Source organism: Natrinema sp. LJW11 (assembly GCF_056135975.1).
The window spans coordinates 401,129-426,332 of sequence record NZ_JBWBDM010000002.1 but is presented as its reverse complement, the minus strand read 5'-3'; the positions used below and the strand labels follow the sequence as shown (position 1 = coordinate 426,332).

The following is a 25,204-nucleotide window of genomic DNA, read 5'->3' as shown; positions in this document are numbered from 1 at the left end:
GCTGGCGATAGACAGCACTACTATGGCCAACAAAGGAGAGGTCGGTAGCGCCGGTCGATTCGGTGCCCGCTACGGCCGCGTCGCGCGGCGTCGCGTCAGCGAGATCGAAGACGACATGGAAAACGCCGAAGTCGACGGCGACGACGTTACCCGTGTCGGTACCGGCATCTGGAAGAACGACGAGACCGGCGAGGTCTTCACCGGCGGCGCGTACCGCCCCGAGACCCCCGCCGGCCGCACAGTCAAGCGCTCCATCCGCGCTGCCCTCGCAGAAGACACCGAGGACGAGTAACCGACTTCGAGACCAGCATGAGTTACAAATGCTCCCGCTGTAAACGCGACGTCCAACTCGACGAGTACGGCGGCGTCCGCTGTCCCTACTGCGGTCACCGCGTGCTCCTGAAAGAACGCAGCCGCGACGTCAAGGAAGTCGACGTCCAGTAACGCGTGTCTTCTCACGACGCGACCCTCGAGTTCGATTACGAGAGCGCGTCGCGTGCACGACTCGTCGCCGAGAGCGTCGCCCGCGAAATCGGCGAGATCGACGACGAGCGCTCGCGGACGACCCTCGAGCGAGACGGAAACCGGGTCCTGATCGAGATCGTCGCCGCCGACGTGATCGCCCTGCGGGCGGCGCTGAACACCTGGTTTGCGCTGATCGACGTGGCGGAACGGACCGCCGACGCGGGCGAACGAGTTCTCGAGTCGCGCTAACTTCACGGTATTCTCGAGCGGAGCCGATTTCCCGATATCTTCGATTCTCGCCGACTTCCGGCTCTCGGTCCCGGAACGCTCGTGATCCCGGAACAGGCAGGCACCGGTGTTTTGATCGGCACGTTCGAGGAATCGGTATGGCCGCACGGGACGGGACGTGGCTCGGATTGCGACGGGACGCCAAGCCGCTGGTGATCGCCGGCCTCGCGCTCGGAGTGGGGGTGGGCGGCTTCTTCGACGGGATCGTCTTCCACCAGATCCTCCAGATTCACCACATGCTGTCGTCGTATCCCGACTCGAGCGTCGCGACGGATCTGGAGCTCAACGTCATGGCCGACGGACTCTTCCACCTCGCGACGTACACCTTCACGATCATCGGCCTCGTCTTGTTCTCCCGCGCGTGGCGGTTCCATTCGGTGCCGAAATCAGGTCGAATGCTGCTCGGCGCGGTGATCATGGGCTGGGGCGTGTTCAACGTCGTCGAGGGGCTCGTCGATCATCAGTTACTCGGGCTTCACCACGTCTGGCCCGCCGGACCCGGCCCGGTCGTCCTGTGGGACGCGGTCTTCCTGCTCTGGGGTGCGCTCTTCATCGTCGGCGGCTATCTCGTGATTCGGTCCGACAGCGCCGCCACGCCGACGGCCACGGACGAGGCGGTTGCGACGGACGGCAGCGGCTCGGAGTAGCCCGATCGGACGCTGCCGAGAGGGTGGCCGCCGATCCGTGGCCGAACGGCGATACGGAAGACAAAGCTGGCCTTTATCAGTCCGGAGGGCGACGGTCGAGATATGCAAGGAAACCTGCCGCCCGAAGCACAAGAGAAAATCGAGCAGCTACAGGATCTTCAGGAGACGGCACAGGAAGTCGCCGTCCAGAAGCAGGAAGCGGACTCGGGACTCACCGAGGCACAGAACGCCCTCGACGAACTCGAGAACATCGACGAGGGAACGACCATGTACCGGAACGTCGGCGAACTCCTCGTCGAGACGGACTACGACCAGGCCGAGGAGGACCTCGAGGACAAGGTCGACACGCTCGAGATCCGCCTCGAGACCCTCGAGAAGCAAGAAGAACGCGTGCAGGACCAGTTCGAGAGCCTCCAGGAGGAGCTCGAGGACTTGCTCGGCGGTGGCGGCGGCATGGGCGGTCCGGCCGGCCCCGGCGGCCCGGGCGCTGGCGGCGCGTAAATGTCGACCGACGAGCCGTCTGACGAGACCGTCGTCCAGACGGCTTCGGACGCTGCGGAGGGCGTGATCTTCTCGCAGTACAAACAATCCGACGTGCGCGATTACGACGTGACCGTCGTCTTCGAGGACGGCGTCTTAGAAGTCGACGTCTACCTCAACGCGCCGGAGGGCGAGGGCGAACCCGATCCCGAGCGGGTCGCCGACGACGCCGCGCTCACCGCGCGACAGGCCGTCGACGACCTGTTCGAAGCGTAGCGGCCCGACGCAGCCGGTCGAGGTCGCCCCTTCTCTCGACTCACCGATCCAGATAGCCGCTGCCGACGATCGCGAGTCCGATGGCACCGACGAACAGCACCGCGCTCGCGACGGACTCCGAGAGGGGACCGACGGAGTCACCGACGTACCCGACCGCGACGAGCGCCGCTGCGACGGTGGCGGGGATCGGACGTGCTGCCAGTTGCTGTCCGAAGGCCCGGAGCCGCCAGTAAATCATCTCGAGGCTCGAGGCGACGGTCGCTCCGAGCGGCCGGTTCCCGTCGGGGTTCTCGGCCGGTTCGAACGCCTCGAGATCGCCCTCCGCAACGGTTGCGATTTCGCCGGTGTTGACCCGCCGGCCGTCGGCGTCGCCGACCCGGAGCAGGGTCACGACGTCGCCCGTCCCGACGACGCGGTAGATTCCCGCCGGGTAGTCGCCGTCGGTCGGCCGGACGTGATCGCGCATGGAAAGGGACTGCATACCGGGACGGCGTCGCCGGAGCGACGTAATAGTAGAGGTTCGAGGGCGCGAGTGACGGTCCGTCCAGTTGGACGGCGCATGACTCCCAGCAGACGACGTGACAACGTGCCGTCAAGGAGAACCGTACGGAAATTTTACACGCGTACTCGGTGATGTGACTGACGATGTCGGACAGTATCGATACCGAGTTCGCCGATCGAGTCGTCACGGTCACGATGAACGAGCCCGAGCGCGGGAATCCCCTCTCTCGAGACGATTATCTCGCGATCTACGACGCGCTGCAGGCGGCGCGCGATACCGACGCGCGGTGCGTCGTGTTGCAGGGTGCCGGCGACGCGTTCTCGTCGGGGTTCGACATGGAGTCGATGGGGGAGTCGGACGCCGAGGACGGGCCGCTTCACGAGAGCGTCGAGCAGATCCAGCGCCACGAGCACCGACTCGTCCGGGAGATTATCACCCATCCCCTTCCCGTCATCGGGAAGATCGACGGGCCGGCGATCGGGGACGCGGCGGGGTTCGCCATCGCGTGCGATATTCCGCTCGCGAGCGAGCGAACCAGGATCGGCTTCTCGCACGTTCGCTTCGGCCTGAGTATGGACTGTGGCATCTCGTACGTCCTGCCCCGCCTCGTCGGTCGGGGACTCGCGATGGAACTGACGATGACCGGTCGAATCGTCGACGGCAACCGCGCTCGAGAACTCGGGCTCGTCAATCACGTCTTCCCGACCGACGAGTTCGAGGAGCGGGCCGACGAGATCGTTTCGGAAATCGCGACCGGCCCGCCGATCGCCCTCCAGCACATCAAGGAACTCGTCCGGACCAGCCACGAAACGAGCCTCGAGGACGCGCTGGCGAACGAGGCGACGCGACAGTCGATCGTCTTCGAAACCGAGGACTACAAACGGGCGGTCGAGGCGTTGCGAGACGGCGAAGAGCCGGAGTTCCGCGGGCGGTGAGCCGCGGGCGGAGAGTCGACTCGAGCCCGGCCGGAACCGCGGTCAGTGACCCTCGAACGAGGGATCGCGATCCTCGCCGAACGCCCCGACGCCTTCCCGGTGGTCCCGCGTGCTACTGGCGAGGTTCTGGGACTGTGCTTCCCGCTCGACGACGTCTTGGATCGAACTGTTGTGCGACCGGTCGATGTTGCGAACGGAGTAGTGCAGCGCGACCGTCGGGCCGGTGGCGATCCGCTCTATCAGGTCGCCCGCCTCGTCCTCGAACTCGTCGGTCGGATACGCGTGGTTGATCAGCCCGATTTCGTCGGCCTCCTCGCCGGTGATCGTCTCGCCCGTGAGCGCCAGTTCCTTCGCGACGTACGGGCCGACGGCCCGCGTGACCAACAGCGAGGTCGCGTAGTCGAGCGTCAGTCCGATGTTGCGAAACGCCAGCCCGAACCGGGCGCGCTCGCTCGCCAGCACCATGTCACAGGACATCGCGACGCCCACGCCGGCCCCGACGCAGTAGCCGTCGACCGTCGCCACCGTCGGCAACTCGAGGTTGTAGATACGCATCGGGATTGCCTCGCAGTCCTCGACGATGCCCTGCGTGCGTTCGTGGTCCGTGTACTCGGCGTCGTCCATGCCGCTGATGTCGCCGCCGGCGCAGAACGCCTTCCCCGCCCCCTCGAAGACGACGACTCGCGCGTCGTCTCGGTCGGACACTTCGTCGAGCGCTTCCCCGATACCGGCTTTGATGCCCGCCGAGAGGGCGTTCATCCGGTCCGGTTGGTTCAGCGTGACGGTCGCGATACCGTCCTGTACGTTCAGGAGTACGTCTTCACCAAGCATACTACCCCTATCCTCAACGACGAGACGTATATCACTGTCCTTGACGATTTCCGTGAGAAACCGCCCCGACGCTCTCTTCGGACGGGGCTCGATCGCCGACAAAAATTCGAACGGCTGCTACGACTGATATCCGCCGGGCGCGAGCAACTCGATCGGATGGGGTACGTCGCGCTCGAGCAGCGTCTCGAGCTGGTCCCCGCAGGAGGTTCCCGACGCGACGACGGTCTCCGCGCCCTCGACTTCCGACGCCAGCCGCTCGCCGACGTCCATACTCAGCTCGTAGTACTCCCGCTTGTAGCCGAACGAGCCAGCCATGCCACAACACTCGGCGCTGGAGGTTTCGGGCGCGTAGCCACAGCGCTCGAGGACGGCCACGGTCGGTGCCTCGAGGTCGAGCGTCCGCTGTTGACAGTGGGAGTGATACGCTACCGGCTCCGCCCCGTCGCCGGTCGACAGCGCCGAGGGGTCCGCGCCGTTCTCGAGCAGTCCGTAGACGTACTCGCAGATCTCGTAGCTGTTCGCGCGGAGACGCTCCACGGACTCCTCGGGAAGCAACCGCTCGTACTCGCGATGCACGGCCGCCAGATCGGAGGGCTCGATGACGACCACGTCCCGACCGGCGTCGAGATCCTCAGCGAGGGCGGCGTAGAGCCGGCTGGCCTGCCGGTCCGCCGTCGCGATCATCCCCTGGGAGAGCGCCGCGCGACCGCTCTCGGGCAGATCGGGGACGCGGACCGGAACGCCCAGCGCCTCGAGCGTCCGGACGGCGGCCTTCCCGCGGTCGGTGTCGACGTAGTTCGTGTAGACGTCGGGGTAGCAGACGACCTCGCGCTCGAGGTCGGTCCCATCGTCGCGGGAGATGGCCCCCTCCGCTCGCTTTTCCGAGGCCGCTGCACCGCCTCGGTGTGCTCGCGGCTCTGCCGCTCGCTTTTTCGAGGTGGCTTCGCCACCTCGCCTCTCGAACCAGTCCACGAGCGATTCGCGCTGGAACGCGGGGAGGTCGCGCCGGCGATCGATCCCGAGGGTGTGCTCGAGCGCCGAACGAACCGGGCCCGCGTCGGCCAGCCAGTTCGAGACGGGTGCGCTCGCGCTGGCGACTTTCGCGACGGTACCGATGTTGCCGAAGAACCGCTTGCCCGGGTCGAGTCCGTCCTCCTCGAGGTCGGGCGTAAGGCCGTCGACGAGGAAGTCGTACGCCTCGGGATCGCGACTGCGGTTGACTCGATCCCGCACGACGGTGTTGATCCACGGAATGTCGATCTTCACCGGGCAGGCGTCGACGCAGCGCGAACAGCCGGTACAGAGGTCGTTGAACTCGGCCGCGGACTCCTGCCCGTGGACGCCGGCCTCCCAGCCGGTGGCGATCCCGCCCGAATAGGTCTCGCCGCCGAAGCCGTGGCCGCCGACGGACTGAAAGTTCGCACACGAGTTCGAACAGGCCCCACAGCGGATGCAATAGAGGGTCTCCCGGAGCTGGTCGTCCTCGCGCATGTCCATGCGGCCGTTGTCGAGTAAGACGAGGTGGAACTCGCGGTCCGGATCACCAGTTCCGTCCGCCGCGTTCGGCCCGTCGGCGGCTCCGTCGCCGTCGCCCGTGATCGGGTCGTCCGGCGAATCGAAGTCCAGCGTCGGCGAATCAGTCGGCGGTGAGAGCATCGTCACGTACTGCGAGATCGGCTGGCCCGTCGCGCTCTTGGCGATGATATCGACGAACGGCTCGAGGTCCGACAGCGTCGGGATCAGTTTCTCCACGCCGGCGACCGCGACGTGGGTGTCGGGCGTGACCGCACACTTGCGCGCGTTGCCCTCGTTCGTGACGAGCGCGATCGTCCCGCTGTCGGCGGCGACGAAGTTCGCGCCGGTGATCCCCACGTCGGCCTCTCGGATGTGCTCGCCGAGGTGGTCGCGGGCGAACCGGGTCAGCCCTTCGGCGGTCTCGAACGGTTCCTCGGGGTCGAAGCGCTCGTTGAACAGTTGGGCGATCTCCGGGCGGGAGATGTGCATCGCCGGGCCGACGATGTGGGAAGGGGTCTCGTCGGCCACCTGCAACACCCACTCGCCGAGGTCCGTCTCGGTGACGTCGATCCCCTCGGCCTCGAGTCCCTCGTTGAGGTCGATCTCCTCGGTCGTCATCGATTTGGACTTGACGACCGACGGAGCGTCGCCGTCCCCCGCCGTTCCGTTCGCATCGGTCCGTGACTCGACCACGTCGGCCACGTACGCGTTCGCGTCCGCGGCGTCGTCGGCCAGATAGACGGTGCCGCCGTTCGCCTCGACCGCCTCCCGAACCGTCTCGATCAGGTCGGGAAGTCGGCCGATCGCGTCTTCCTTGATCGATCGGGCGTCCGTACGCAGCGCCTCGAGATCGTCGGTCGCGCCGTAGGTTTCGTACCGGCGGGCGTTCGATGCGCTCGCGTGGGCGTGGATGGCCTCGCCTTCGGTCTCGAGTAGGTGTCGGATCCGGTCGGCCTGCGCCGATCGCGTGCGCTGGGCCATCTTATCGATCCTCCAGGACGATCACGCTGACCTCGCCGGGGCCGTGGACGCCGTGGACGAGATCGCCCATGTCGGCGGTTGCGCTCCGCCCGGTGGCGAAGACGACGCTGTCCTGGCCGTCCGCGAAGCCGTCGGCGAGGCGGTCGAAACCGCTACTCAGATCCGACACCACGTCGCTGGCCGCGACGACGGCGACGTGGTGTTCCGGGTAGAGGCTGATCGGCTCCGCGCCGTCGGCCGTCGACTCGACGGCGACGGTGCCGTACTCCGCGATCGCGTAGCCGACCGGCGTGACGCCGGTCTCGGCCGCCTCGAGTTCGGCATTCGTCGGCTCTGTCGTCACCGCCTCGGGGAGCGAGACGCCGTCGAAGGGGAGCGGCGAACCGACCGCTGGCTCCGCGGAGATCGTTTCGATTCGCCCGGTCGCGTCGGCGGCCGGAACACGCTCGAACCCCACCTCGAGTCCCTCGAGTGCGCGTTCGAACCGACCGACAGTGTCGACTGTCATCATCTCTCACATCCGTGCGGACGGGGAAGAGACTGCCGGTCAGTTTCGTCGGTACCGAGCCGGTCGTCGTCGAAACCCGTCACACGACGCCCGAACGTCACTGCCCGCTCGAAAGAGATGTGGATCGGATCGTCGTTACTCCGAGACCGTCAACTCGCCGTAATCGAACTCCTCACCCATCTCCGAGAGGCTGTCGAGTTCGTCCTGTTCCTCCCGGAGGGTTTCTTCCAGGGTGTCCGCGACGTCGTCCATGCCGAGCTGGTCCGCCATCGGAATGAGGTTCCCGTAAACGGCGATCTCGTAGTGTTCGGACTTCTGGCCGGCGGCGATGTTGAACCGGTCGGTGGCCTCGTTGCTCGGGTCCTTATCCATGAACTCCTCGTGGGCCTGGATCATCCCCTCGACGACCGGATCCTCCTCGGCCTCCGCGTCGGCGTCGACCTGGTCGAACACCTCCTCGAGGCGGTCGATGTGGTTCCGGGTCTCCTCGCGGTGTTCGGCGAATCCCGACTTGAGTTCCTCGGTCGAGGAGGTCTGCTCGAGTTCGTCGAGGGCGTCGACGAGTTGCTGTTCGGTGTAGTACGCGTGCTTGAGGCCGTCTACGAAGAGGTCTTCGGTTGAATCGATGGTCATGGACTTTCGTCCGAGTGGACAGCCCTGATTTCAATAAACAAGCAGCTTGCATCTGAGAGGGACGACGACTGCCGTCGCCGGCGTCCGAACCGGCGGCTCCGCGAGACTATCGCGATTCGCAGATCGCCAGGAAGTTCTCGAAGATCTCGTCGCCCTCCTCGGTGTGGGCGACCTCGGGGTGCCACTGGACGCCGTAGAGATCGCGGTCGGTATCGCTCATCGCCTCGACGTCGCAGACGTCGCTTTTCGCCGTCAGCTCGAAGCCCTCGGGCAGCTCCGTGACCTCGTCGGCGTGGCTCGCCCAGACGCGAGTCTCGGGATGCAGGGAGCCGGTCAGCGGGTCCTCGGCGTCGACGATATCGACGGTGACGTCGGCGTACCCGCCGTACTCGCCGCCCCCGACGCGACCGCCCAGCTCTTCGGCGATCAGTTGCATTCCCAGGCAGATACCGAGGACCGGTACGTCCGCGTCGAGGTATTCGGCGGACCGTCCGATCCGATCCATATCCGGGCCGCCCGAGAGGACGACGCCGTCGGCGTCGACGTCCGCGGGTGGCGTGTCGTTGTCGATCAACTCCGTGTCGACGCCGAGGTCGCGAAGCGCCCGCTGCTCGAGGTGGGTGAACTGTCCGTGGTTGTCCACCACGACGATAGTCGTCATTGGGTGTTCGTAGCGGATCACCGGGTAAAAACGGTCCGAAACGCGTCCTCGAGTCGACCGCTGACCGAGATCGAGCGCCGGCGAACGGAAAAAGAACGATCCACTCGAGGCGCGGGTTTTTGCCCCGTCGCTCCAATTCCGTCGTCAAACCAATGGATCGGGCGAGCGCGGACGCCGGCGATATGCGGTGGGGATGGATCTGTCCGCTGTGCGAGACGGACGCATCGGTGAGGAGAGACTCCCACTCGGAGACCTTCCGCTGGGAGTGCGACGACGATGACTGTGAGGCGATCGGCTTCGGGTTCACTTCGCGGCGCAGAGCGAGGCTCGCGCTGCGGGAGTACCGCGAGCGATACGAGAACGTCTACCGGTAGTCGGACCGGGTACCGGCCGCGCGCGGCCGGTCTCGGGTGCGCCCTCGAGTCAGTGGTCGGCCGCGGGAGCCGGTGTTCCGGTACGTTTAAGCGTTCGTCACCGGATGGCACGCACATGGCAGTCGATCTCGGCGAATTCGATCATCCGGCGTGGCTCACCGCGGCGGGAATGGGAATCGGATACGGACTGATCCTCGTGGTGCTGACGCTGGCGTTATTCATCGTCCCGTGGCTCGTCTTCTCGGCCCTGTAGCGACTGATTCGATCGCGTTACCGTTTCTAATTGTCATTCGAGCAGTGCAGACGATATAGATCCCACTCAGACTGAGCAGCCGACACGCGGTAGCGCGCGCTGTCGACCGTCTCTACAGTTCTATTCGCAAATATACCAAACGCGAGAGCACCGCCTCTCGTCTCGAGACCGCGCTTCTGGACAATCGAGCGTATTGCTCAGCACGAACGGAAAACGGAGCGAGAAACGACACCGACCTCGAGAGCGGGTTCAGGCGAACGTCTTCGAGACCTCTTCGGTCTCGTCGGATTCGGCCTGGACCTTGTCCCAGGCGTTGTGGAAGTCTTCCATTCGGATCTCGGTGCGGTCGTCGCGGATGGCGAACATGCCGGCCTCGGTGCAGACGGCTTTGATGTCGGCACCGGAGGCGTTGTCGGCGTCTTCGGCCAGTTGGGCGAACTCGACGTCGTCGGCGACGTTCATCCCGCGGGTGTGGATCTCGAAGATGATCTCGCGGCCCTCCGCGTTCGGCTTGGGCACCTCGATGAGGCGGTCGAACCGGCCGGGACGCAGGATGGCGCGATCGAGCATGTCGAAGCGGTTGGTGGCGGCGATGATGCGGATCTCGCCGCGCTCCTCGAAGCCGTCCATCTCCGAGAGGAGCTGCATCATCGTCCGCTGGACCTCGGCGTCGCCGGAGGTCTTTGACTCCGTTCGCTTGGAGGCGATAGCGTCGATCTCGTCGATGAAAATGACGGCGGGCTCGTGCTCGCGGGCGACGTCGAAGAGGTCGCGGACGAGTTTGGCACCCTCACCGATGAACTTGTGGACCAGTTCCGAGCCGGCCATCTTGATGAAGGTGGCGTCGGTCTGGTTCGCGACGGCTTTGGCGAGCATCGTCTTGCCCGTCCCCGGCGGCCCGTAGAGGAGCACGCCGCTCGGCGGGTCGATTCCGACGTCGTCGAACATTTCGGGCTTCTCGAGGGGCATCTCCACAGTCTCGCGGACCTCCTGCATCTGGTCCTCGAGGCCGCCGATGTCCTCGTAGCTGACCTCCGGGCTCTCGGTGACTTCCATCACGCGAGCGCGCACGTCGGTTTCGTTCGAGAGGGGTTTGACGATTGACAGCGAGTTGTTGACCGCGACTCGCGCGTCGGGTTCGAGATCGCCGCGCATCTCGTCGGTGACTTCGGTCAGGGCCTCCTGGTTGTTCCCGTGTTGTTTGATGATGACGCCGTCGTCCGTGACTTCCTGGACGGTGGCGACGAACAGCGGGGACTGCTTGAGTTTCTTGTTCTCGTGCGTGAGCCGCTCGAGTTTCTGCTGGTACTTGTTGTTCTCGGCGTTGGCGTCGAGGAGCTTGTCGCGCATCTCCTCGTTTTGCGCCTCAAGGATCTCCAGTCGGTCCTCGAGTGACTGTATTTTCTCCTGTTGGGACGCCTCGTCCTCGTCATATGGGAGGTCGACGTCGTCCACGGTGTCGCTCATCACGCACCCTTTGGGTGTTGGTTCATAAGAGGCTTCGGGTAGGTGCACTCAACCGCGAGGTATTACTGTAGAGCATTAGATGGAATAGAAAATATTATTACCCCGTATTCGGAATGGGGAGGTAAGATGAGTGCTTCAGAGTCGCTTCAACAGGAGACCAGCGAGCGGGGAACGTGGGACGACGTTCGGGAGCTGCCCCCGAGTGCGAAACTCGTCGCGAAGGTCCTCGAGTACAACGACACGATGACCCAACAGCAGATCGCCGACGAGACGTTGCTTCCCTCCCGGACGGTTCGATACGCGCTGAACCGCCTCGACGAGCAGAACGTCATCGACTCCCGCTTCTCGTTCTCCGACGCGCGGAAGCGCCTGTACAGTCTCGATATTCGATCGTAACGGTCGATCGTCGCTCTCGACGCCTCGATTCTTTTCGCTTCGGTTCGTCGTCGCAGCCGATCCGAACGCGTCGCCACTACAACGGCGGCTCATCCGTACGCGAGACGAAGGCCGAATGCGTTTCGCGTGACGTATCAATTTCACTTTCACTTCGGTCACGGAACCCCTTTAGGGTCGGCTCGCCAACGACTGGCCAATGACGCGGGTTATCCATACGGGCGATACCCACATCGGGTACCAGCAGTACAATTCGCCCGACCGACGACAGGACTTTCTCGAGGCGTTCCGGTCGGTCGTCGAGGACGCGGTGGCCGACGACGTCGACGCGGTGATCCACGCCGGCGACCTCTTTCACGACCGCCGGCCGTCGCTGGTCGACCTACAGGGAACCGTCGAAATCCTCCGGACGCTCGCCGACGCGGACATTCCCTTTCTCGCGGTCGTGGGCAACCACGAGTCGAAACGCGACGCGCAGTGGCTCGATCTCTTCGCGGATCTCGGACTGGCGACCCGGCTCGGTGCCGATCCGGTCGTCGTCGACGACGTCGCCGTCTACGGACTGGACTTTGTCCCCCGCTCGCGCCGGGAGGACCTCACCTACGACTTCGACTCGCTGCCAGACGAAGCGGACCACGCGAGCCTGGTGAGCCACGGTCTCTTCGAACCCTTCGCACACGCCGACTGGGACACCGAAACCGTCCTCGAGGAGTCGACGGTCGACTTCGACGCCGTCCTGCTGGGGGACAACCACAAACCGGACACCGCGGACGTTCTAGACACCTGGGTCACTTACTGCGGCTCGACCGAGCGCGCCAGCGCCAGCGAGCGCGAGGATCGAGGCTACAACATCGTCGACTTCGAGGACGATACAGTCGCGATCAGCCGGCGCGGGCTCCCCTCGACCCGCGAGTTCGTCTTCGTCGACGTCGAACTCGAGGCGGGCGAGGGAGTCGACCGCGTGCAAGAGCGCGTCCGCCAGCACGACCTCGCGGACGCGGTGGTCATCGTCACCGTCGAGGGCGAGGGCCGGCCGATTGCCCCGGCCGCGATCGAGGAACTCGCGATCGATCGCGGCGCGCTCGTCGCTCGCGTGAACGACCGACGGGACCTCCCCGACGCGGACGAGGACGTGTCGGTGAGTTTCGCCGACCCGGACGACGCCGTCCGCGAGCGGGTTCGCGAACTGGGACTCAGCAACGCCGCACTCGAGATCGACGAGAGCGTCCGAAACGGTGATCTCGCCGATTCGAACGTCCGCGAATCCGTCGAGCGTCGGGTTCGAGAGTTGCTCGAGGACGACGAGTCGGCGTTCGACCCGGCGCCCGAACGCGAACCGGGCGACGAGGACGTGACGACGGTCGCCGATCAGCTCGTCGACGAGACCGATTCGACAGCCGACTCAATCGATGCCGAGGCGGTCGACTCAGCCGAGACGGCGAAGGCGGCCGAAGCGGACGGCGGCGCCGAGACGGCCGACGTGGACGGAGGTGCTGAGACGGCAGCCGCCGATACCGAAGGGGATTCGACCCCACCGGCTTCCGACCCCGACGCGACGACGGCACCGCCCGACGGCGACCCGACGGACGATGACGGCGACCCGACGGACGATGACGACGAGCCCGAGGAGACTGCCGATGCCGACACCGCATCGCTGGGTGATTTCGCGTGAGGGTCGACCGCGTCCGCCTGCTGAACTTCAAGTGTTACGGCGACGCCGACCTTTCGCTCGAGCGCGGCGTCACCGTCGTCCACGGCGTCAACGGCAGCGGGAAGTCGACGCTGCTCGAGGCCGTCTTCTTCGCGCTCTACGGCTCGAAGGCGCTGGACGAGCGCACCCTCGACGACGTCATCACGACTGGGGAGGAGGAGTGCGAGATCGAGCTGTGGTTCACCCACGACGGCCGGGAGTACCACGTCGAACGCCGCCTCAAACTTCGCGGTGATCGCGCGACGACGACGACGTGCGTCCTCGAGACGCCGACGGAGACCATCGAGGGTGCACGAGACGTTCGTCGAGAGGTGACCGAACTCCTGCGGATGGACGCCGAGGCGTTCGTCAACTGCGCGTACGTCCGGCAGGGTGAGGTGAACAAACTCATTCACGCCTCGCCGAGCGATCGTCAAGACATGATCGACGACCTCCTCCAGCTCGGCGCGCTCGAGGACTATCGCGAGCGGGCCAGCGACGCTCGGCTCGGCGTCAAAACCGTTCTCGACGGCCAGCAGGAGGTGCTCGAGGACGTCCGAAAACAGGTCGAACAAAAGGAGGACAAGGAGCTTCACGAGCGGCTGAACGGCCTCGAGTCCCGTCGCACGGAGATCACCGACGAGATCGATCGGTACGAATCACAGCGCGAGCAGGCCCAGGAGACGCTCGAGACCGCCGCGGACGTGCTCGAGCGCCACGAGGAAACCCGCGAGGAGATCGCGGAACTCGACGACGAGATCGACGCGCTGCGATCGAAAATTTCGGAGACCGAGCGCAAGCGCGAGGACGCGACCGACGAAATCAGCGAGATTCGGAGCCGACGCGAGGAGCTTGCAGACGAGCGCGCCGAGCATCTCGAGAACGTCGATCTCGAGGCGGCCGATCCCGACGAGGAGACCATCGAGAACCGTATCGAGGAACTTCAGGCCCGCGACGAGGAGCTTCGAGACGACCTCGAGTCGGTCCGAGTGACGATCACGGAAGGGACCAACGAGACCGAGCGGCTCCGCGAGGCGGCCGACGAGCTCGAGGAACGAGCCGAAGAGGCTCGCGCAGAGGCCGACCAACTCGAGGACCAGATCGAGACCGACGAGGAGACGATCGCCGATCGCGAGGAGAAACTCGACGACCTCGACGCGCGGATCGACGACGCGCGGGCGACGTTCGACGACGCGCCGGTCGAGTTCGGGGCGGCCGAATCGCACCTCGAGGAGCTCGAAGCCGAGCGCGAAGCTCTCGTTTCGGACCTCAACGACGTTACAGCCGATATCCGGACCGCCGAGAACGCGATCGAGGAAGGCGAACGGCTGCTCGAGGAGGGGAAGTGTCCCGAGTGCGGCCAGCCGGTCGAGGACTCGCCCCACGTCGACGTGCTGGACGAACGCCGAGAGGAACTCGCCGATCTCGAGGCCGAGCGGGAGGAACTCGAGGCCGACCGCGACGACGTCGACGAGCGGATCGAACGCGCTGCGGAACTACGAGAGGCCGAACGGCGAGTCGATCGGCTCGAGGAGAATCGCGACAACATCGAGCAGTTGCTCGCGGAGAAACGCGAGAGCCTCGCAGAGCGGCGCGACCAGCGCGACCAGTTGCGGGACGACGCCGAGGAGTACGAGGCCGACGCCGAGGAAAAGCGGGCCACAGCGGACGAGCGCGAAGCGGAGGTAGCCGACGCGCGAACCGAACTCGGGACGATCAACACCGAGCGCGGAGAGATATCGGAGACGCTCGAGTCCCTCGAGCGCATCTCGGAAATCGCCGCCGAACGAGCCAACCTCGAAAGCGACATCGAAACCCTCCGCGAGCGCTTGCGGGACTGGGAGACGATGAACGACGAGCGCCGAGAGGGACTGGCCGAAAAGCGCGACCGCAAGCTCGAACTGGAGTCGGCGTTCGACGAGGAGCGAGTCGAAACCGCGCGAGCGGACAAACAAAACGCAGAGACGTACATCGAACAGGTCGACGAGAAACTCGCGGAGCTCGAGGAGCAACGAAACGGGATCCAGAACGCCATCGGCGCGGTCGAGAACGAACTCGAGGAACTCGAGCGCCTCCGAGAGCGCCTCGAAACCGTCGAAGATCGGTGCGAACGACTCGAGTCGCTGTACGACGAGGCCGAGACGCTGCAGACGACCTACGGGGAGCTACGGGCGGAACTGCGCCAGCGCAACGTCGAAACCCTCGAACGCCTGTTGAACGAGACGTTCGATCTGGTCTACCAGAACGACTCCTACGCGGCGATCGACCTCGACGGCGACTACCGGCTGACGGTCTATCAGAAAGACGGCGAAGCGCTCGAGCCCGAACAACTCTCGGGCGGCGAACGGGCGCTGTTCAATCTCAGCCTGCGCTGTGCGATCTACCGACTGCTCGCCGAAGGGGTCGAGGGGACGGCCCCGATGCCACCGCTGATACTCGACGAGCCGACCGTCTTCCTCGATTCGGGCCACGTCACGCAACTCGTCTCGCTGGTCGAGTCGATGCGCGATCTCGGCGTCGAACAGATCGTCGTCGTCAGCCACGACGAGGAACTCGTCGGCGCGGCCGACTCCATCGTCCGCGTCGAAAAAGACGCGACGTCGAACCGCTCGCGACTCGAGCACGGCGAGCCGCCGGAGGCGGAACTGCTCGCGTCGGATTAAGCCGGAGAGAAGGCCGATAGCCGCCGTTTCGACCGATTCGGACGCTTAAGAACGGTCAGTTACGTTCTCGTCCGTCGCCTCGATAGTCGGCCGAATCGTCTCGAGTGCGGCCTCACAGTCCTCGGTGAGCCGGTAGCCGCGCTCGCCGGCCACCTCGGCCTCCTCGAGCAGCCCTGCGGCGGAGAGGACCGTGAGTCGGCCGTGCAGATCGCTCTCACAGAAGTCGTAGGCGTCGAGCAGGGTGCGCACGCCGAGTGGCCCCCGCTCCCAGAGTTCGACGAGGAGGCCGACCGTCTCCTCGTCGTGGACGTTGGTCAACAGCGTCAGGACCGGATCGCTGACGCTTCGAGCGGCCGTCTCGAGGGCGGATTCCTCGCCGATCAGCTCGAGGCGATCGTTCTGGATGTAACACTCGTTACCGGTTTCGGGATCGCGAACGAGACTCGCGTTGTCCGATCGCTTCCGAAGCAGGTACCGTTTGCCGGTGTCGTCTTCGACTGTTTTCATGAGCGGTCGTTCCGGTTCGCTGGCCGTCGGTCGATACCGTCCCCTGACGCGCCTTCGGTCGTATCGGTTTCGGCCGTCTCGTCGACGGTAAATTCGGTCGGTTCCGCGCTCCCGGTCGGAGTATCGTTCATCTCGGTATCGCTCTCAGTTGTCGTCTCGCGGTCAGTGTTCGTCTCGTCGACGGTAAATTCGGTCGGTTCCGCGCTCCCGGTCGGAGTATCGTTCATCTCGGTATCGCTCTCAGTTGTCGTCTCGCGGTCAGTGTTCGTCTCGTCGACGGTAAATTCGGTCGGTTCCGCGCTCCCGGTCGGAGTATCGTTCATCTCGGTATCGCTCTCAGTTGTCGTCTCGCGGTCAGTGTTCGTCTCGTCGTCGGGAAACCGCCTGTACCGGCGACCGGCCAGCCCGAACAGAACGAACCCGGCGGTGAGGAGGATACCGCCGCGCCTGAGGTCGCCCTCGAACGCGACCAGCATCAGCCCGAGCGACGCGACCAGAACGGCGACGTTGATAACCAACACCAGCACCCAGAAGGTTTCGATGATTTCGTCCGGAGCGTCCATTTCGGAGGTGGAGACGCTGGGGATCTCGACCTCGGCCGACTCTTCGCCCGGGTCGTCGCCCGACTCGTCGTTCCCGGTCGTCACTTGTGGAATCGTCAACCCGTCGCTGTCTGGGTCGTAAAACTCCTCCTCGGGATCCCACTCCTCGGGCTCGTTCTCGTTCCGGTCGAGTACCACATACGGCCCGATGACCAGCGAGAGCAAAAACGTTCGCTTCGCGACTGCCGTCTCAGACGGTCCGTTGTCAGTCAGTTCCGGCGCGACCGCGATCCGGCCTGCGGTTGCGCCGGTACATCGGTACAGCAAACCGTCTCAGGCTAGGTCCTCGAGCGTGAGCGTCTGGGAGGTCTCTACCCACGCCAGCGGGTTCTCGGCGTCGTAGAAGACGACGCCGTCGTCGGTCTCGTAGGATTCGATCGTTGCGGTCCCCTCGGGTTCGCTGCTCGGTTCACTCCGATCCGTCGCATCGTCTTTCATGTGGGTGGACACGTCGATCACCTGATTCCGTGCTATGTGTTACCAAGTTATATGTCTTGTTGCTCCTGCAAGCTTTCGACACCCTATATAAACAGACTACTGATAGAGACGAATAATCATATTTCAATTCGAACTGATACTGTCGCATCACTATAACTATGAAGCGACGACGGTACGTGCGGGCCCTGTTGGGGTCGCAACGATCAGTACCGAGAACGGAATCGGCAATACGAGCGCTCCCGGTGTGACACCGCTCGCGGGCGGGGATTGCAGGGGTTTTTATCCGCCGACTGCAAATCTCGCTATCATGACTGAGGCGGGCCAGACCGGACTCGCGGAGTTCGGCGGCGACTCCGAGGAGACCGACGACCGGCCGGCAGAAGAGGCGGTTGCCATCGCCGGTAACGGCGGATCGAACGCCGCAGAGGTGATCGACGTCGTCGAGGAGACCCTCCCCGAACCCGAGGGCGAACTCGAACTTGCCGTGATGCAGGTCGATTATACGATCGCCGGCTACGGCGACGAAGAGCGCCCGATCATGCACGTGTTCGGGCGGACGCCCGATCGCACGCTCGAGCACGTCCAGGTCGTCGGCTTCCAGCCGTACTTCTACGCGCCGACGGAGACGCTCGAGCGACCGCCAGAGGAGCAATACGACCGGCTCACAGGCAGCGAGGAGTACGACGAGGACGGCGAGCCCTACGAGAGCATTCGGGGCGAGAAGCTCACCAAGATCTTCGGCCAGACGCCCCGGGACGTCGGGCAGATCCGGGACGACTTCGATCACTTCGAGGCCGACATCCTGTTCCCGAACCGGTTTCTGATCGACAAGGACGTCCGGAGCGGCATTCGGGTGCCGGAGCGACGCGCGGACGACGAGTCACTGGTCGTCCCCCACACCGAAGTCGAGGCGGCCGACGTCGACGCCGCCCCTCGCGTGAACACGTTCGACATCGAGGTCGACGACCGACAGGGGTTCCCCGAGGACGGCGAGGAGCCGATCGTCTGTCTCACCAGCCACGACTCCTACCGCGACGAGTACATCATGTGGCTCTACGAGGCCCCGAACGGCGACGGAGAGATCCCCGCCGAAATCGACGACTACGACCCCATCGAGGGCGCGATCGACCACGAGGTCCGGTGCTTCGAGGAGGAGGAGGCGATGCTCGAGGCCTTCATCGAGTACATCGACGACACCGACCCGGACATCCTCACGGGCTGGAACTTCGAGGACTTCGACGCGCCGTACTTCCTCGACCGCCTCGAGGAACTCGCCGGCCCGGACCACGAGTACGATCTCTCGATCGATCAACTCTCTCGAGTCGACGAGGTCTGGCGCAGCAACTGGGGCGGCCCGGACATCAAGGGCCGGATCGTTTTCGATCTGCTCTACGCCTACCAGCGGACGGTCTTCTCCGAACTCGACTCCTATCGGCTCGACGCCGTCGGCGAGGCCGAACTGGGCGTCGGGAAGGAGCGCTACGCCGGCGACATCGGCGACCTCTGGGAGGGCGATCCGACCAGGCTGCTCGAGTACAACCTCCGGGACGTCGAACTCTGCGTCGAACTCGACCGCCAGCAGGAAATCGTCACCTTCTGGGACGAGGTGCGCTCGTTCGTCGGCTGCAAACTCGAGGACGCGCCGACGCCGGGCGACGCGGTCGACATGTACGTCCTCCACGAGGCGTACGGGCGGTTCGCGCTCCCCTCGAAAGGCCAACAGGAGGCCGGCGAGGAGTACGAGGGCGGGGCGGTCTTCGAGCCGATCACGGGCGTCAAGGAGAACGTGACCGTGCTCGACCTGAAGTCGCTGTATCCGATGTGTATGACGACGATCAACGCTTCGCCGGAGACGCGGGTCGATCCCGACGAGTACGGCGGGGAGACCTACGTCGCACCGACCAAGCCCGAACCCACCCACTTCCGCAAGGAGCCCGACGGCGTCATGCGGGAGATGATCAACGAGCTACTGGCCGAACGCGAGGAGAAGAAATCTCAGCGTAACGAGTACGAACCCGGCACTCGGGAGTACGAGCAGTACGACCGCCAGCAGGGCGCGGTCAAGGTCATCATGAACTCGCTCTACGGGGTGTCGGGGTGGGAACAATTTCGGCTCTACGATAAGGACGCGGCGTCCGCGATCACCGCGACCGGTCGCGAAGTGATCGAGTTCACGGACACCGCCGCAGGCGAACTGGAGTACACCGTTGCGTACGGGGACACGGACAGCGTCATGCTCGAGCTCGGCCCCGACGTTTCGAAGGAAGACGCGCTCGAGCAGTCGTTCGAGATCGAGGAGTACATCAACGGCCGCTACGACGACTTCGCGCGCGAGGATCTGAACGCAGACGACCACCGCTTCCAGATCGAGTTCGAGAAGCTCTATCGACGATTCTTCCAGGCCGGCAAGAAGAAACGCTACGCGGGACACATCACCTGGAAGGAGGGCAAGGACGTCAACAACGTCGACATCGTCGGCTTCGAGTACCAGCGCTCGGATATCGCCCCGATCACCAAGGAGGTCCAACATCGCGTCATCGAGATGATCGTCCGCGAGGGCGACGTCGAAGGCGCGAAAGAGTACGTCAACGGCATCATCGAGGACGTCCTGGACGGTGACATCTCGCTCGAGGAAATCGCGATTCCGGGCGGGATCGGCAAGCGACTGGACAACTACGACACCGACACGGCCCAGGTCCGCGGCGCGAAGTACGCCAACCTCCTGCTGGGGACCAACTTCCAACGCGGGAGCAAACCCAAGCGGCTCTACCTCGACCGCGTCGATCCCTCGTTCTTCGAACGGCTCGAGTCGGAAGAAGGGTTCGACGCCCGCACCGACCCGCTCTACGGCGCGTTCAAGCGCGATCCCGACGTCATCTGTTTCGAGTACGAGGACCAGATTCCCGAGGAGTTCGAGGTCGACTACGACAAGATGCTCGAGAAGACGCTGCAAGGGCCGATCGAGCGCATCCTCGAGGCGCTCGACATCTCGTGGGACGAAGTCAAAAGCGGACAGGAGCAGAAGGGCCTCGATAGCTTCATGTGAGTCGGTCGGTGTCGACCTCGAAGCGGGCGCCGCCGTTCGGTCTCGCGGTCGCCCGAACGGACCCCGCTGTGCTCGAGTCTGCGAGTTTCCAAAACGAAAAATAATCTTCTCGAAATCGGATCGCATCCAATCGAACACGAAAACGTTATGGGGCGAACGGCCCTTGGTCCATACGACAGAATACTATGGCACGCCTCGAACTAAACAACCTGCACGCGGAAGTGGCGGAGGGCGACGAGACGATCCTCGAGGGCGTAAACCTCGAAGTACAGTCGGGCGAGATTCACGCCCTGATGGGGCCCAACGGCTCCGGGAAGTCGACGACAGCGAAGGTCATCGCCGGCCACCCGGCCTACGAGGTCACCGACGGTGAGGTCTTGCTCCACCTGGAGGACGAGGAGTTCGGCGAGGATATCGAGATCGACGAGGACCAGCGAACCTGGAACCTGCTCGACCTCGAGCCCAACGAGCGCGCCGCGCTCGGCATCTTCCTCGGCTTCCAGTATCCGGCCGAGATCGAAGGCGTCACGATGACGAACTTCCTCCGAACGGCGCTGAACGCCAAGATCGAGGAGCGCGAGGAGCTCTTCGAGGACGAGGACGGCGAGGAAGCCGAAGCCGAGGACGACGGCTTCGAGACCTCGCCGATGGAAGGGAACGTCGACGAGGGCGAGGTCGGCGTCGCCGAATTCCAGCAGATCCTTCAGGAGAAGATGGAACAGCTGGAGATGGACGAGAAGTTCGCCCAGCGCTACCTCAACGCCGGCTTCTCCGGCGGGGAGAAGAAGCAAAACGAGGTGCTGCAGGCCGCAATCCTCGAGCCCTCGATCGCCGTCCTCGACGAGATCGACTCCGGGCTCGACATCGACCGACTGCAGGACGTCTCGAACGGGATCAACGCGCTGCGCGACGAGCAGGGCACCGGGATCCTCCAGATCACCCACTACCAGCGCATCCTCGACTACGTCGAGCCCGATCACGTCCACGTGATGCTCGACGGTCGGATCGCAAAGAGCGGCGGGGCGGAACTCGCCGAGAAGCTCGAGGACAAGGGGTACGACTGGGTCCGCGAGGAAGTCTACGGCACCGCGTAACCGATTCCGACTAGAACAACCGTAATAACGCTACAGCCGTAAACACAACTACATCAACCAATGAGTTCCGATCAAGACCACCTAAAAGAGACAGACACTGAGGCCCGGTTCGAGTTCAAGAAGGAAGAGAACTCCGCCGTTAGATCCGGAAAAGGGCTGACCGAGGAGGTCATCCGCATGATCTCCGACGACAAGGACGAGCCCGACTGGATGCTCGAGCGGCGCCTCCGCGCGCTCGAGCAGTACCAGAACATGCCGATGCCCTCGGACTGGCCCGGCATGCCCGACCTCTCCGAACTGGACGTCGAAGAGATCATTCCCTACATCCGCCCGGACGTCGACAAACGCGAAGGCGTCGACGACTGGACGGAGCTGCCAGACGAGATCAAGGACACGTTCGACAAGCTGGGCATTCCGGAAGCCGAGAAGAACGCTCTCTCGGGCGTCGGTGCCCAGTACGAGTCCGAGGTCGTCTACCAGAACATGCAAGAGCAGTGGGAGGAGAAGGGCGTCGTCTTCTGTAACATGGACGAGGCCGTTCGCGAGCATCCCGAGCTCGTCAAGGAGCACTTCATGACGACCTGCGTGCCGCCGAGCGACAACAAGTTCGCCGCGCTGCACGGGGCCGTCTGGTCCGGCGGCTCGTTCGTCTACGTCCCGGAGGACGTTACCGTCGAGATGCCGGTTCAGGCCTACTTCCGAATGAATTCGGAGGGAATGGGCCAGTTCGAGCACACCCTCATCATCGCCGAGGAAGGGTCGGAAGTCCACTACATCGAGGGCTGTTCCGCACCGAAGTACGGCACCCACAACCTCCACTCGGGCGGCGTCGAGGTCTTCGTGGGCGAAGACGCACACGTGCAGTACTCGACCGTCCAGAACTGGTCGAAGAACACGTTCAACCTGAACACCAAGCGCGCCATCTGCGAAGAAAACGGCACGATGGAGTGGGTTTCGGGCAGCATGGGATCGAAAGTGACCATGCTCTATCCGTGTACGATCCTCAAGGGTCGCGGTTCGACCGACACCCACATCACCATCGCCCTGGCGGGCGAGGGTCAGGACATCGACACCGGCGCGAAGGTCTACCACAACGCGCCCGAGACGAGTTCGACCATCGAGTCCAAGTCGATCGCCAAGGACGGCGGCCGCACCAACTACCGCGGGCTCGTCCACATCGCCGACGGCGCCGAGAACTCCTCGACTGCGGTGGAGTGTGACGCCCTGATGTTCGACAACGAGTCCACGTCGGACACCATGCCGTACATGGAGATCGAGGAGTCGAAGGTCGACGTCGCTCACGAGGCGACCGTCGGCAAGATCGGCGACGAGGACATCTTCTACCTCCAGTCGCGCGGACTGGACGACGACGACGCCAAGAAGATGATCGTCGCCGGCTTCATCGAGCCGATCACGGAGGAACTGCCGATCGAGTACGCGGTCGAACTGAATCGCTTAATCGAACTCGAGATGGAGGGGAGCCTCGGATAATATGAGCGCAGGAACACAGGTACACGCCAATCTGACCGAAGAACAGGTACGCGAGATCAGCGGCGGCCTCGACGAGCCCGAGTGGCTCCTCGAGACCCGTCTCGAGGCCCTCGACGCGCTCGAGGAGCTCGACATGCCCGACGTCATCCGGACGCCGGGCCGGGACTGGACGAACCTCCACGAGCTGGACTTCGAGTCCCTCGTGGACCCGCTGAACGCGGCCGAGAACAAGGATCAGGTCGGCCCCGACGAGGCCGAGGTCCTCTCGTGGGCCGACGCGGTCCAGGAACACGAGGACCTCCTGAAGGAACACTTCGGCACCACCGTCGACCCGCAGGAGAACTACCTGACGGCGCTCTCGACCGCCCTCTTCAGCACCGGGACGGTCGTCTACGTCCCGGAAGGCGTCGACGCCGAGGACGTCGCCATCCGAACCGAGCAGAACTCCCGGTCGCTGTTCAACTACACGCTCGTCGTCACCGAGGAGTCGTCCTCGGTCACGATCGTCGAGCGTCAGTCGACGGGCGCGGAGCAGGACGAACAGTACTACAGCGGCGTCGTTGAGGTCGCCGCCGGCGAGAACAGCTACGTGCAGTACGGCAGCCTCCAGAACCTCTCGGAGGAGGCCTACAACTTCACCGTCAAGCGCGGCGTCGCCGACACCTACGCCACGATCGACTGGATCGAGGGGAACCTTGGTACGCAACTCACGAAGACCCAAGTCTCGACGACGCTCAGCGGCGACTCGTCGGAAACGCAGATCGTCGGGGCCTTCTACGGCCACAACGATCAGCACTTCGACCTCGACGCGAAGGTCTGGCACCGCGCGGAGCACACGACCGCCGACCTCGTCACCCGCGGCGTTACCGACGACGTGGCTCGCTCGGTCTACGAAGGCGTCCAGGATGTCGGCCCCGACGCGTGGGACACCAGTTCCTACCAGCGCGAGAACACGCTGATGCTCTCCGACGAGAGCGAGGCCGACGCCTCCCCGAAGCTGATCATCAACAACCACGACACCGAGGCGTCCCACAGCGCCACGGTCGGCCAGATCGACGCGGAGGATCTGTTCTACATGACCTCCCGCGGCGTCGATCCGCGGTCGGCCCGCAACATGCTCGTCGAGGGCTTCTTCGTCCCCGTCCTCGAGGAGATCGACGTCGACGAACTCCGCGACGACCTCGAGGGACTGATCGGTGCGCGACTCCGGCAGCGAGACTAGCGAGGGGCTCGCTACGCGAGGCCCTCGAACGAACGGGGCGCGAAGCGCCCCGTGAATACCGAGACGCCGACCACCCTATTTCCGTTCTTTTGCTTCGATCCTTTCTGACGCCCACTCTCCGAGACGACTAAGTAACAGCGGCCCGCTTGTCACGATATGAGTCTGGGACAGCGTGTCTCGAGCGACCACCAGTTGACCCGGCTGCTGCAGATCGGGGTCGTACTGGAGGAACTCGTCGAGTCACGCGCCGCCCACCACATCGAGTCCCTGCCCCCCCAGGAGCGGGCGGAGTTCGACGAGGAGGTGGAGGAGTTGCTCGCCGAGGCGGCCGCCGAATCGGCCGACCACCGCGAGCGACTCGAGGCGCTGATCGACGATCTCGAGGCTGAAACGGTCGGGTACGAGGAGATCAACGCGCTGGTCGACGCCCAGTACGGGCCGCCGGAGGACACGGACGGCGTGCTCTACGATCAGCTGGCGAACGAGGAGACGGCCTACAAGTTCTACGACGATCTGATCGACGCGATCGAGGCGTCGGACGCCGCGTTCGCCGTCGATCGCGATCGGCTACTCGAGACGCTGTACAGCATCCGCGAGGAGGAAAAGGAGGGCGTCGAGGAAGTGACCGAGATCATGGAGCACAGAGCATGATCGGGAAACGGACGACCGCGGCGGCCGCTATCGGTGGCTCGCCGCCCGACGCCCGCATCGGTCCCCGGATTCGAGTACACCGGCGCAGCACGGACGCGGCCCGTGGCGGTCCCGACGGAGGGAGAGCATGAACACCGCAGATCAATATCTCAAAGCGATCTATCTGGCGCAGCGAATCGAGGACGGCCCCGCATCGACCGGCACGCTCGCGGATCTGCTCGAGGTGAGCCCGGCCAGCGTCAACGAGATGATCGGCAAACTCCAGGACCGCGAACTCGTCGACCACGAGAAGTACAAGGGAGCCAGTCTGACCGACGAGGGACTCGAGCGCGCCCACAACGCCCTCCAGACCTACTGTATCATCGAGCGGTTCCTCGCGAACGTCCTCGAGGTCGAGGAGTTTCGCGACGAGGCCCGCGCCCTCGAGAGCGTCATCGACGACACCGTCGCGGAACGGCTGGACACGATCATCGACCGGCCCGAGCAGTGTCCAGACTGTTTCGATGCCGAAGCGGACTGCTGTGAACTGCTCGAACTCGAGGCCGGCGGTCACGCGGACTGAGAACCGTCGCTTCTGCCGCCCGGAATATC

28 protein-coding genes are annotated in these 25,204 nt (G+C 64.6%); 18 read left to right on the top strand and 10 right to left on the bottom strand.

Annotation, left to right across the window (positions count from 1 at the left end):
- Positions 1–22: 22 nt before the first annotated feature.
- From AC0QDI_RS06745 to AC0QDI_RS06720, 6 genes are all read left to right on the top strand, one after another.
- Positions 23–292: an eL43 family ribosomal protein gene (locus AC0QDI_RS06745; RefSeq protein WP_474666499.1), complete on the top strand. Its 270-nt coding sequence runs from the start codon at positions 23–25 to the stop codon at positions 290–292.
- A 17-nt stretch (positions 293–309) separates the two neighbouring features.
- Positions 310–444, top strand: coding sequence for a DNA-directed RNA polymerase subunit P (locus tag AC0QDI_RS06740; RefSeq protein WP_006181151.1), 135 nt, complete (start codon positions 310–312; stop codon positions 442–444).
- A 3-nt stretch (positions 445–447) separates the two neighbouring features.
- Positions 448–714 carry a KEOPS complex subunit Pcc1 gene (locus tag AC0QDI_RS06735; RefSeq protein ID WP_474666496.1) on the top strand — a complete coding sequence of 89 codons (267 nt, stop codon included), beginning with the start codon at positions 448–450 and terminating at the stop codon, positions 712–714.
- A 137-nt stretch (positions 715–851) separates the two neighbouring features.
- Entirely contained in the window at positions 852–1,400 is a 549-nt protein-coding gene (locus AC0QDI_RS06730) for a DUF2243 domain-containing protein (RefSeq protein ID WP_474666494.1), read from the top strand.
- 102 nt (positions 1,401–1,502) lie between these two features.
- A complete protein-coding gene (locus AC0QDI_RS06725) occupies positions 1,503–1,901 on the top strand; it encodes a prefoldin subunit beta (RefSeq protein WP_474666492.1) in 399 nt (132 codons plus the stop codon).
- Complete coding sequence (locus AC0QDI_RS06720; RefSeq protein WP_474666490.1) at positions 1,902–2,156, top strand: DUF3194 domain-containing protein; 255 nt, start codon at positions 1,902–1,904, stop codon at positions 2,154–2,156. It abuts the gene before it with no gap.
- 40 nt (positions 2,157–2,196) lie between these two features.
- On the opposite strand, the gene AC0QDI_RS06715 is transcribed toward AC0QDI_RS06720, so the two are convergent.
- Positions 2,197–2,637 carry a hypothetical protein gene (locus AC0QDI_RS06715; protein ID WP_474666488.1) on the bottom strand — a complete coding sequence of 147 codons (441 nt, stop codon included), beginning with the start codon at positions 2,635–2,637 and terminating at the stop codon, positions 2,197–2,199.
- Positions 2,638–2,801: 164 nt separating this feature from the next.
- On the opposite strand from AC0QDI_RS06715, the gene AC0QDI_RS06710 reads away from it, so the two are divergent.
- The gene (locus AC0QDI_RS06710) at positions 2,802–3,593 is read left to right on the top strand and encodes an enoyl-CoA hydratase/isomerase family protein (RefSeq protein ID WP_474666486.1); all 792 of its coding nucleotides are present in this window, start codon (positions 2,802–2,804) and stop codon (positions 3,591–3,593) included.
- A 42-nt stretch (positions 3,594–3,635) separates the two neighbouring features.
- Here AC0QDI_RS06710 and AC0QDI_RS06705 read toward each other — a convergent pair whose 3' ends face one another.
- From AC0QDI_RS06705 to AC0QDI_RS06685, 5 genes are all read right to left on the bottom strand, one after another.
- Positions 3,636–4,424 (bottom strand): enoyl-CoA hydratase/isomerase family protein, encoded by a 789-nt coding sequence (locus AC0QDI_RS06705; RefSeq protein ID WP_474666485.1) that lies wholly within the window; start codon positions 4,422–4,424, stop codon positions 3,636–3,638.
- A 117-nt stretch (positions 4,425–4,541) separates the two neighbouring features.
- Positions 4,542–6,920, bottom strand: coding sequence for an LUD domain-containing protein (locus tag AC0QDI_RS06700; protein ID WP_474666483.1), 2,379 nt, complete (start codon positions 6,918–6,920; stop codon positions 4,542–4,544).
- Between the two features lies 1 nt (position 6,921).
- On the bottom strand, positions 6,922–7,428 hold the full coding sequence (locus tag AC0QDI_RS06695) for an LUD domain-containing protein (protein WP_474666481.1): 507 nt from the start codon (positions 7,426–7,428) through the stop codon (positions 6,922–6,924).
- Positions 7,429–7,563: 135 nt separating this feature from the next.
- Positions 7,564–8,061: a YciE/YciF ferroxidase family protein gene (locus AC0QDI_RS06690; RefSeq protein WP_474666479.1), complete on the bottom strand. Its 498-nt coding sequence runs from the start codon at positions 8,059–8,061 to the stop codon at positions 7,564–7,566.
- A gap of 106 nt (positions 8,062–8,167) precedes the next feature.
- Positions 8,168–8,722 (bottom strand): GMP synthase subunit A, encoded by a 555-nt coding sequence (locus AC0QDI_RS06685; RefSeq protein WP_474666477.1) that lies wholly within the window; start codon positions 8,720–8,722, stop codon positions 8,168–8,170.
- A gap of 152 nt (positions 8,723–8,874) precedes the next feature.
- Here AC0QDI_RS06685 and AC0QDI_RS06680 point away from each other — a divergent pair, with 152 nt between their 5' ends.
- The gene (locus AC0QDI_RS06680; RefSeq protein WP_474666475.1) at positions 8,875–9,096 is read left to right on the top strand and encodes a hypothetical protein; all 222 of its coding nucleotides are present in this window, start codon (positions 8,875–8,877) and stop codon (positions 9,094–9,096) included.
- A gap of 115 nt (positions 9,097–9,211) precedes the next feature.
- Positions 9,212–9,349 carry a hypothetical protein gene (locus tag AC0QDI_RS06675; RefSeq protein ID WP_474666473.1) on the top strand — a complete coding sequence of 46 codons (138 nt, stop codon included), beginning with the start codon at positions 9,212–9,214 and terminating at the stop codon, positions 9,347–9,349.
- A gap of 249 nt (positions 9,350–9,598) precedes the next feature.
- Here AC0QDI_RS06675 and pan1 read toward each other — a convergent pair whose 3' ends face one another.
- Entirely contained in the window at positions 9,599–10,816 is a 1,218-nt protein-coding gene (pan1, locus tag AC0QDI_RS06670; RefSeq protein ID WP_226040999.1) for a proteasome-activating nucleotidase Pan1, read from the bottom strand.
- 126 nt (positions 10,817–10,942) lie between these two features.
- Between pan1 and AC0QDI_RS06665 the strand changes: the two genes are divergently transcribed.
- The 3 genes from AC0QDI_RS06665 (at position 10,943) to rad50 (ending at position 15,562) form a co-directional block, all read left to right on the top strand.
- Positions 10,943–11,212, top strand: a complete 270-nt coding sequence (locus AC0QDI_RS06665; protein ID WP_474666471.1) for a MarR family transcriptional regulator — start codon at positions 10,943–10,945, stop codon at positions 11,210–11,212.
- Between the two features lie 196 nt (positions 11,213–11,408).
- On the top strand, positions 11,409–12,881 hold the full coding sequence (gene mre11 / locus AC0QDI_RS06660) for a DNA double-strand break repair protein Mre11 (RefSeq protein WP_474666469.1): 1,473 nt from the start codon (positions 11,409–11,411) through the stop codon (positions 12,879–12,881).
- Positions 12,878–15,562 carry a DNA double-strand break repair ATPase Rad50 gene (gene rad50, locus AC0QDI_RS06655; RefSeq protein ID WP_474666467.1) on the top strand — a complete coding sequence of 895 codons (2,685 nt, stop codon included), beginning with the start codon at positions 12,878–12,880 and terminating at the stop codon, positions 15,560–15,562. The genes mre11 and rad50 overlap by 4 nt, the downstream gene beginning before the upstream one ends.
- Before the next feature lie 45 nt (positions 15,563–15,607).
- On the opposite strand, the gene AC0QDI_RS06650 is transcribed toward rad50, so the two are convergent.
- The 3 genes from AC0QDI_RS06650 to AC0QDI_RS06640 form a co-directional block, all read right to left on the bottom strand.
- Positions 15,608–16,069: a DUF7346 family protein gene (locus tag AC0QDI_RS06650; protein WP_474666465.1), complete on the bottom strand. Its 462-nt coding sequence runs from the start codon at positions 16,067–16,069 to the stop codon at positions 15,608–15,610.
- Positions 16,066–16,809, bottom strand: a complete 744-nt coding sequence (locus tag AC0QDI_RS06645; protein ID WP_474666463.1) for a DUF7322 domain-containing protein — start codon at positions 16,807–16,809, stop codon at positions 16,066–16,068. The genes AC0QDI_RS06650 and AC0QDI_RS06645 overlap by 4 nt, the downstream gene beginning before the upstream one ends.
- 135 nt (positions 16,810–16,944) lie before the next feature.
- Positions 16,945–17,109, bottom strand: a complete 165-nt coding sequence (locus tag AC0QDI_RS06640) for a DUF7331 family protein (RefSeq protein WP_474667306.1) — start codon at positions 17,107–17,109, stop codon at positions 16,945–16,947.
- A 307-nt stretch (positions 17,110–17,416) separates the two neighbouring features.
- On the opposite strand from AC0QDI_RS06640, the gene AC0QDI_RS06635 reads away from it, so the two are divergent.
- From AC0QDI_RS06635 to AC0QDI_RS06610, 6 genes are all read left to right on the top strand, one after another.
- Entirely contained in the window at positions 17,417–20,155 is a 2,739-nt protein-coding gene (locus AC0QDI_RS06635) for a DNA-directed DNA polymerase (RefSeq protein WP_474666461.1), read from the top strand.
- Between the two features lie 185 nt (positions 20,156–20,340).
- Positions 20,341–21,249: an ATP-binding cassette domain-containing protein gene (locus tag AC0QDI_RS06630; RefSeq protein ID WP_474666459.1), complete on the top strand. Its 909-nt coding sequence runs from the start codon at positions 20,341–20,343 to the stop codon at positions 21,247–21,249.
- Positions 21,250–21,309: 60 nt separating this feature from the next.
- Positions 21,310–22,740, top strand: coding sequence for a Fe-S cluster assembly protein SufB (gene sufB / locus AC0QDI_RS06625; protein WP_474666457.1), 1,431 nt, complete (start codon positions 21,310–21,312; stop codon positions 22,738–22,740).
- A 1-nt stretch (position 22,741) separates the two neighbouring features.
- Positions 22,742–23,962, top strand: coding sequence for a Fe-S cluster assembly protein SufD (gene sufD / locus AC0QDI_RS06620; RefSeq protein ID WP_474666455.1), 1,221 nt, complete (start codon positions 22,742–22,744; stop codon positions 23,960–23,962).
- Between the two features lie 156 nt (positions 23,963–24,118).
- Positions 24,119–24,613 (top strand): ferritin-like domain-containing protein, encoded by a 495-nt coding sequence (locus AC0QDI_RS06615; RefSeq protein WP_474666453.1) that lies wholly within the window; start codon positions 24,119–24,121, stop codon positions 24,611–24,613.
- Positions 24,614–24,740: 127 nt separating this feature from the next.
- Positions 24,741–25,175, top strand: coding sequence for a metal-dependent transcriptional regulator (locus tag AC0QDI_RS06610; protein ID WP_226040988.1), 435 nt, complete (start codon positions 24,741–24,743; stop codon positions 25,173–25,175).
- The last annotated feature ends 29 nt before the right edge of the window (positions 25,176–25,204 follow it).

Bases quoted from the DNA above. Each gene is read 5' to 3' on its own strand.
- AC0QDI_RS06745 (WP_474666499.1), top strand. From the start codon at position 23: ATGGCCAACAAAGGAGAGGTCGGTAGCGCCGGTCGATTCGGTGCCCGC.
- AC0QDI_RS06740 (WP_006181151.1), top strand. From the start codon at position 310: ATGAGTTACAAATGCTCCCGCTGTAAACGCGACGTCCAACTCGACGAG.
- AC0QDI_RS06730 (WP_474666494.1), top strand. From the start codon at position 852: ATGGCCGCACGGGACGGGACGTGGCTCGGATTGCGACGGGACGCCAAG.
- AC0QDI_RS06725 (WP_474666492.1), top strand. From the start codon at position 1,503: ATGCAAGGAAACCTGCCGCCCGAAGCACAAGAGAAAATCGAGCAGCTA.
- AC0QDI_RS06720 (WP_474666490.1), top strand. From the start codon at position 1,902: ATGTCGACCGACGAGCCGTCTGACGAGACCGTCGTCCAGACGGCTTCG.
- AC0QDI_RS06715 (WP_474666488.1), bottom strand. From the start codon at position 2,637: ATGCAGTCCCTTTCCATGCGCGATCACGTCCGGCCGACCGACGGCGAC.
- AC0QDI_RS06710 (WP_474666486.1), top strand. From the start codon at position 2,802: ATGTCGGACAGTATCGATACCGAGTTCGCCGATCGAGTCGTCACGGTC.
- AC0QDI_RS06705 (WP_474666485.1), bottom strand. From the start codon at position 4,424: ATGCTTGGTGAAGACGTACTCCTGAACGTACAGGACGGTATCGCGACC.
- AC0QDI_RS06700 (WP_474666483.1), bottom strand. From the start codon at position 6,920: ATGGCCCAGCGCACGCGATCGGCGCAGGCCGACCGGATCCGACACCTA.
- AC0QDI_RS06695 (WP_474666481.1), bottom strand. From the start codon at position 7,428: ATGACAGTCGACACTGTCGGTCGGTTCGAACGCGCACTCGAGGGACTC.
- AC0QDI_RS06690 (WP_474666479.1), bottom strand. From the start codon at position 8,061: ATGACCATCGATTCAACCGAAGACCTCTTCGTAGACGGCCTCAAGCAC.
- AC0QDI_RS06685 (WP_474666477.1), bottom strand. From the start codon at position 8,722: ATGACGACTATCGTCGTGGTGGACAACCACGGACAGTTCACCCACCTC.
- AC0QDI_RS06680 (WP_474666475.1), top strand. From the start codon at position 8,875: ATGGATCGGGCGAGCGCGGACGCCGGCGATATGCGGTGGGGATGGATC.
- AC0QDI_RS06675 (WP_474666473.1), top strand. From the start codon at position 9,212: ATGGCAGTCGATCTCGGCGAATTCGATCATCCGGCGTGGCTCACCGCG.
- pan1 (WP_226040999.1), bottom strand. From the start codon at position 10,816: ATGAGCGACACCGTGGACGACGTCGACCTCCCATATGACGAGGACGAG.
- AC0QDI_RS06665 (WP_474666471.1), top strand. From the start codon at position 10,943: ATGAGTGCTTCAGAGTCGCTTCAACAGGAGACCAGCGAGCGGGGAACG.
- mre11 (WP_474666469.1), top strand. From the start codon at position 11,409: ATGACGCGGGTTATCCATACGGGCGATACCCACATCGGGTACCAGCAG.
- AC0QDI_RS06650 (WP_474666465.1), bottom strand. From the start codon at position 16,069: ATGAAAACAGTCGAAGACGACACCGGCAAACGGTACCTGCTTCGGAAG.
- AC0QDI_RS06640 (WP_474667306.1), bottom strand. From the start codon at position 17,109: ATGAAAGACGATGCGACGGATCGGAGTGAACCGAGCAGCGAACCCGAG.
- AC0QDI_RS06635 (WP_474666461.1), top strand. From the start codon at position 17,417: ATGACTGAGGCGGGCCAGACCGGACTCGCGGAGTTCGGCGGCGACTCC.
- AC0QDI_RS06630 (WP_474666459.1), top strand. From the start codon at position 20,341: ATGGCACGCCTCGAACTAAACAACCTGCACGCGGAAGTGGCGGAGGGC.
- sufB (WP_474666457.1), top strand. From the start codon at position 21,310: ATGAGTTCCGATCAAGACCACCTAAAAGAGACAGACACTGAGGCCCGG.
- sufD (WP_474666455.1), top strand. From the start codon at position 22,742: ATGAGCGCAGGAACACAGGTACACGCCAATCTGACCGAAGAACAGGTA.
- AC0QDI_RS06615 (WP_474666453.1), top strand. From the start codon at position 24,119: ATGAGTCTGGGACAGCGTGTCTCGAGCGACCACCAGTTGACCCGGCTG.
- AC0QDI_RS06610 (WP_226040988.1), top strand. From the start codon at position 24,741: ATGAACACCGCAGATCAATATCTCAAAGCGATCTATCTGGCGCAGCGA.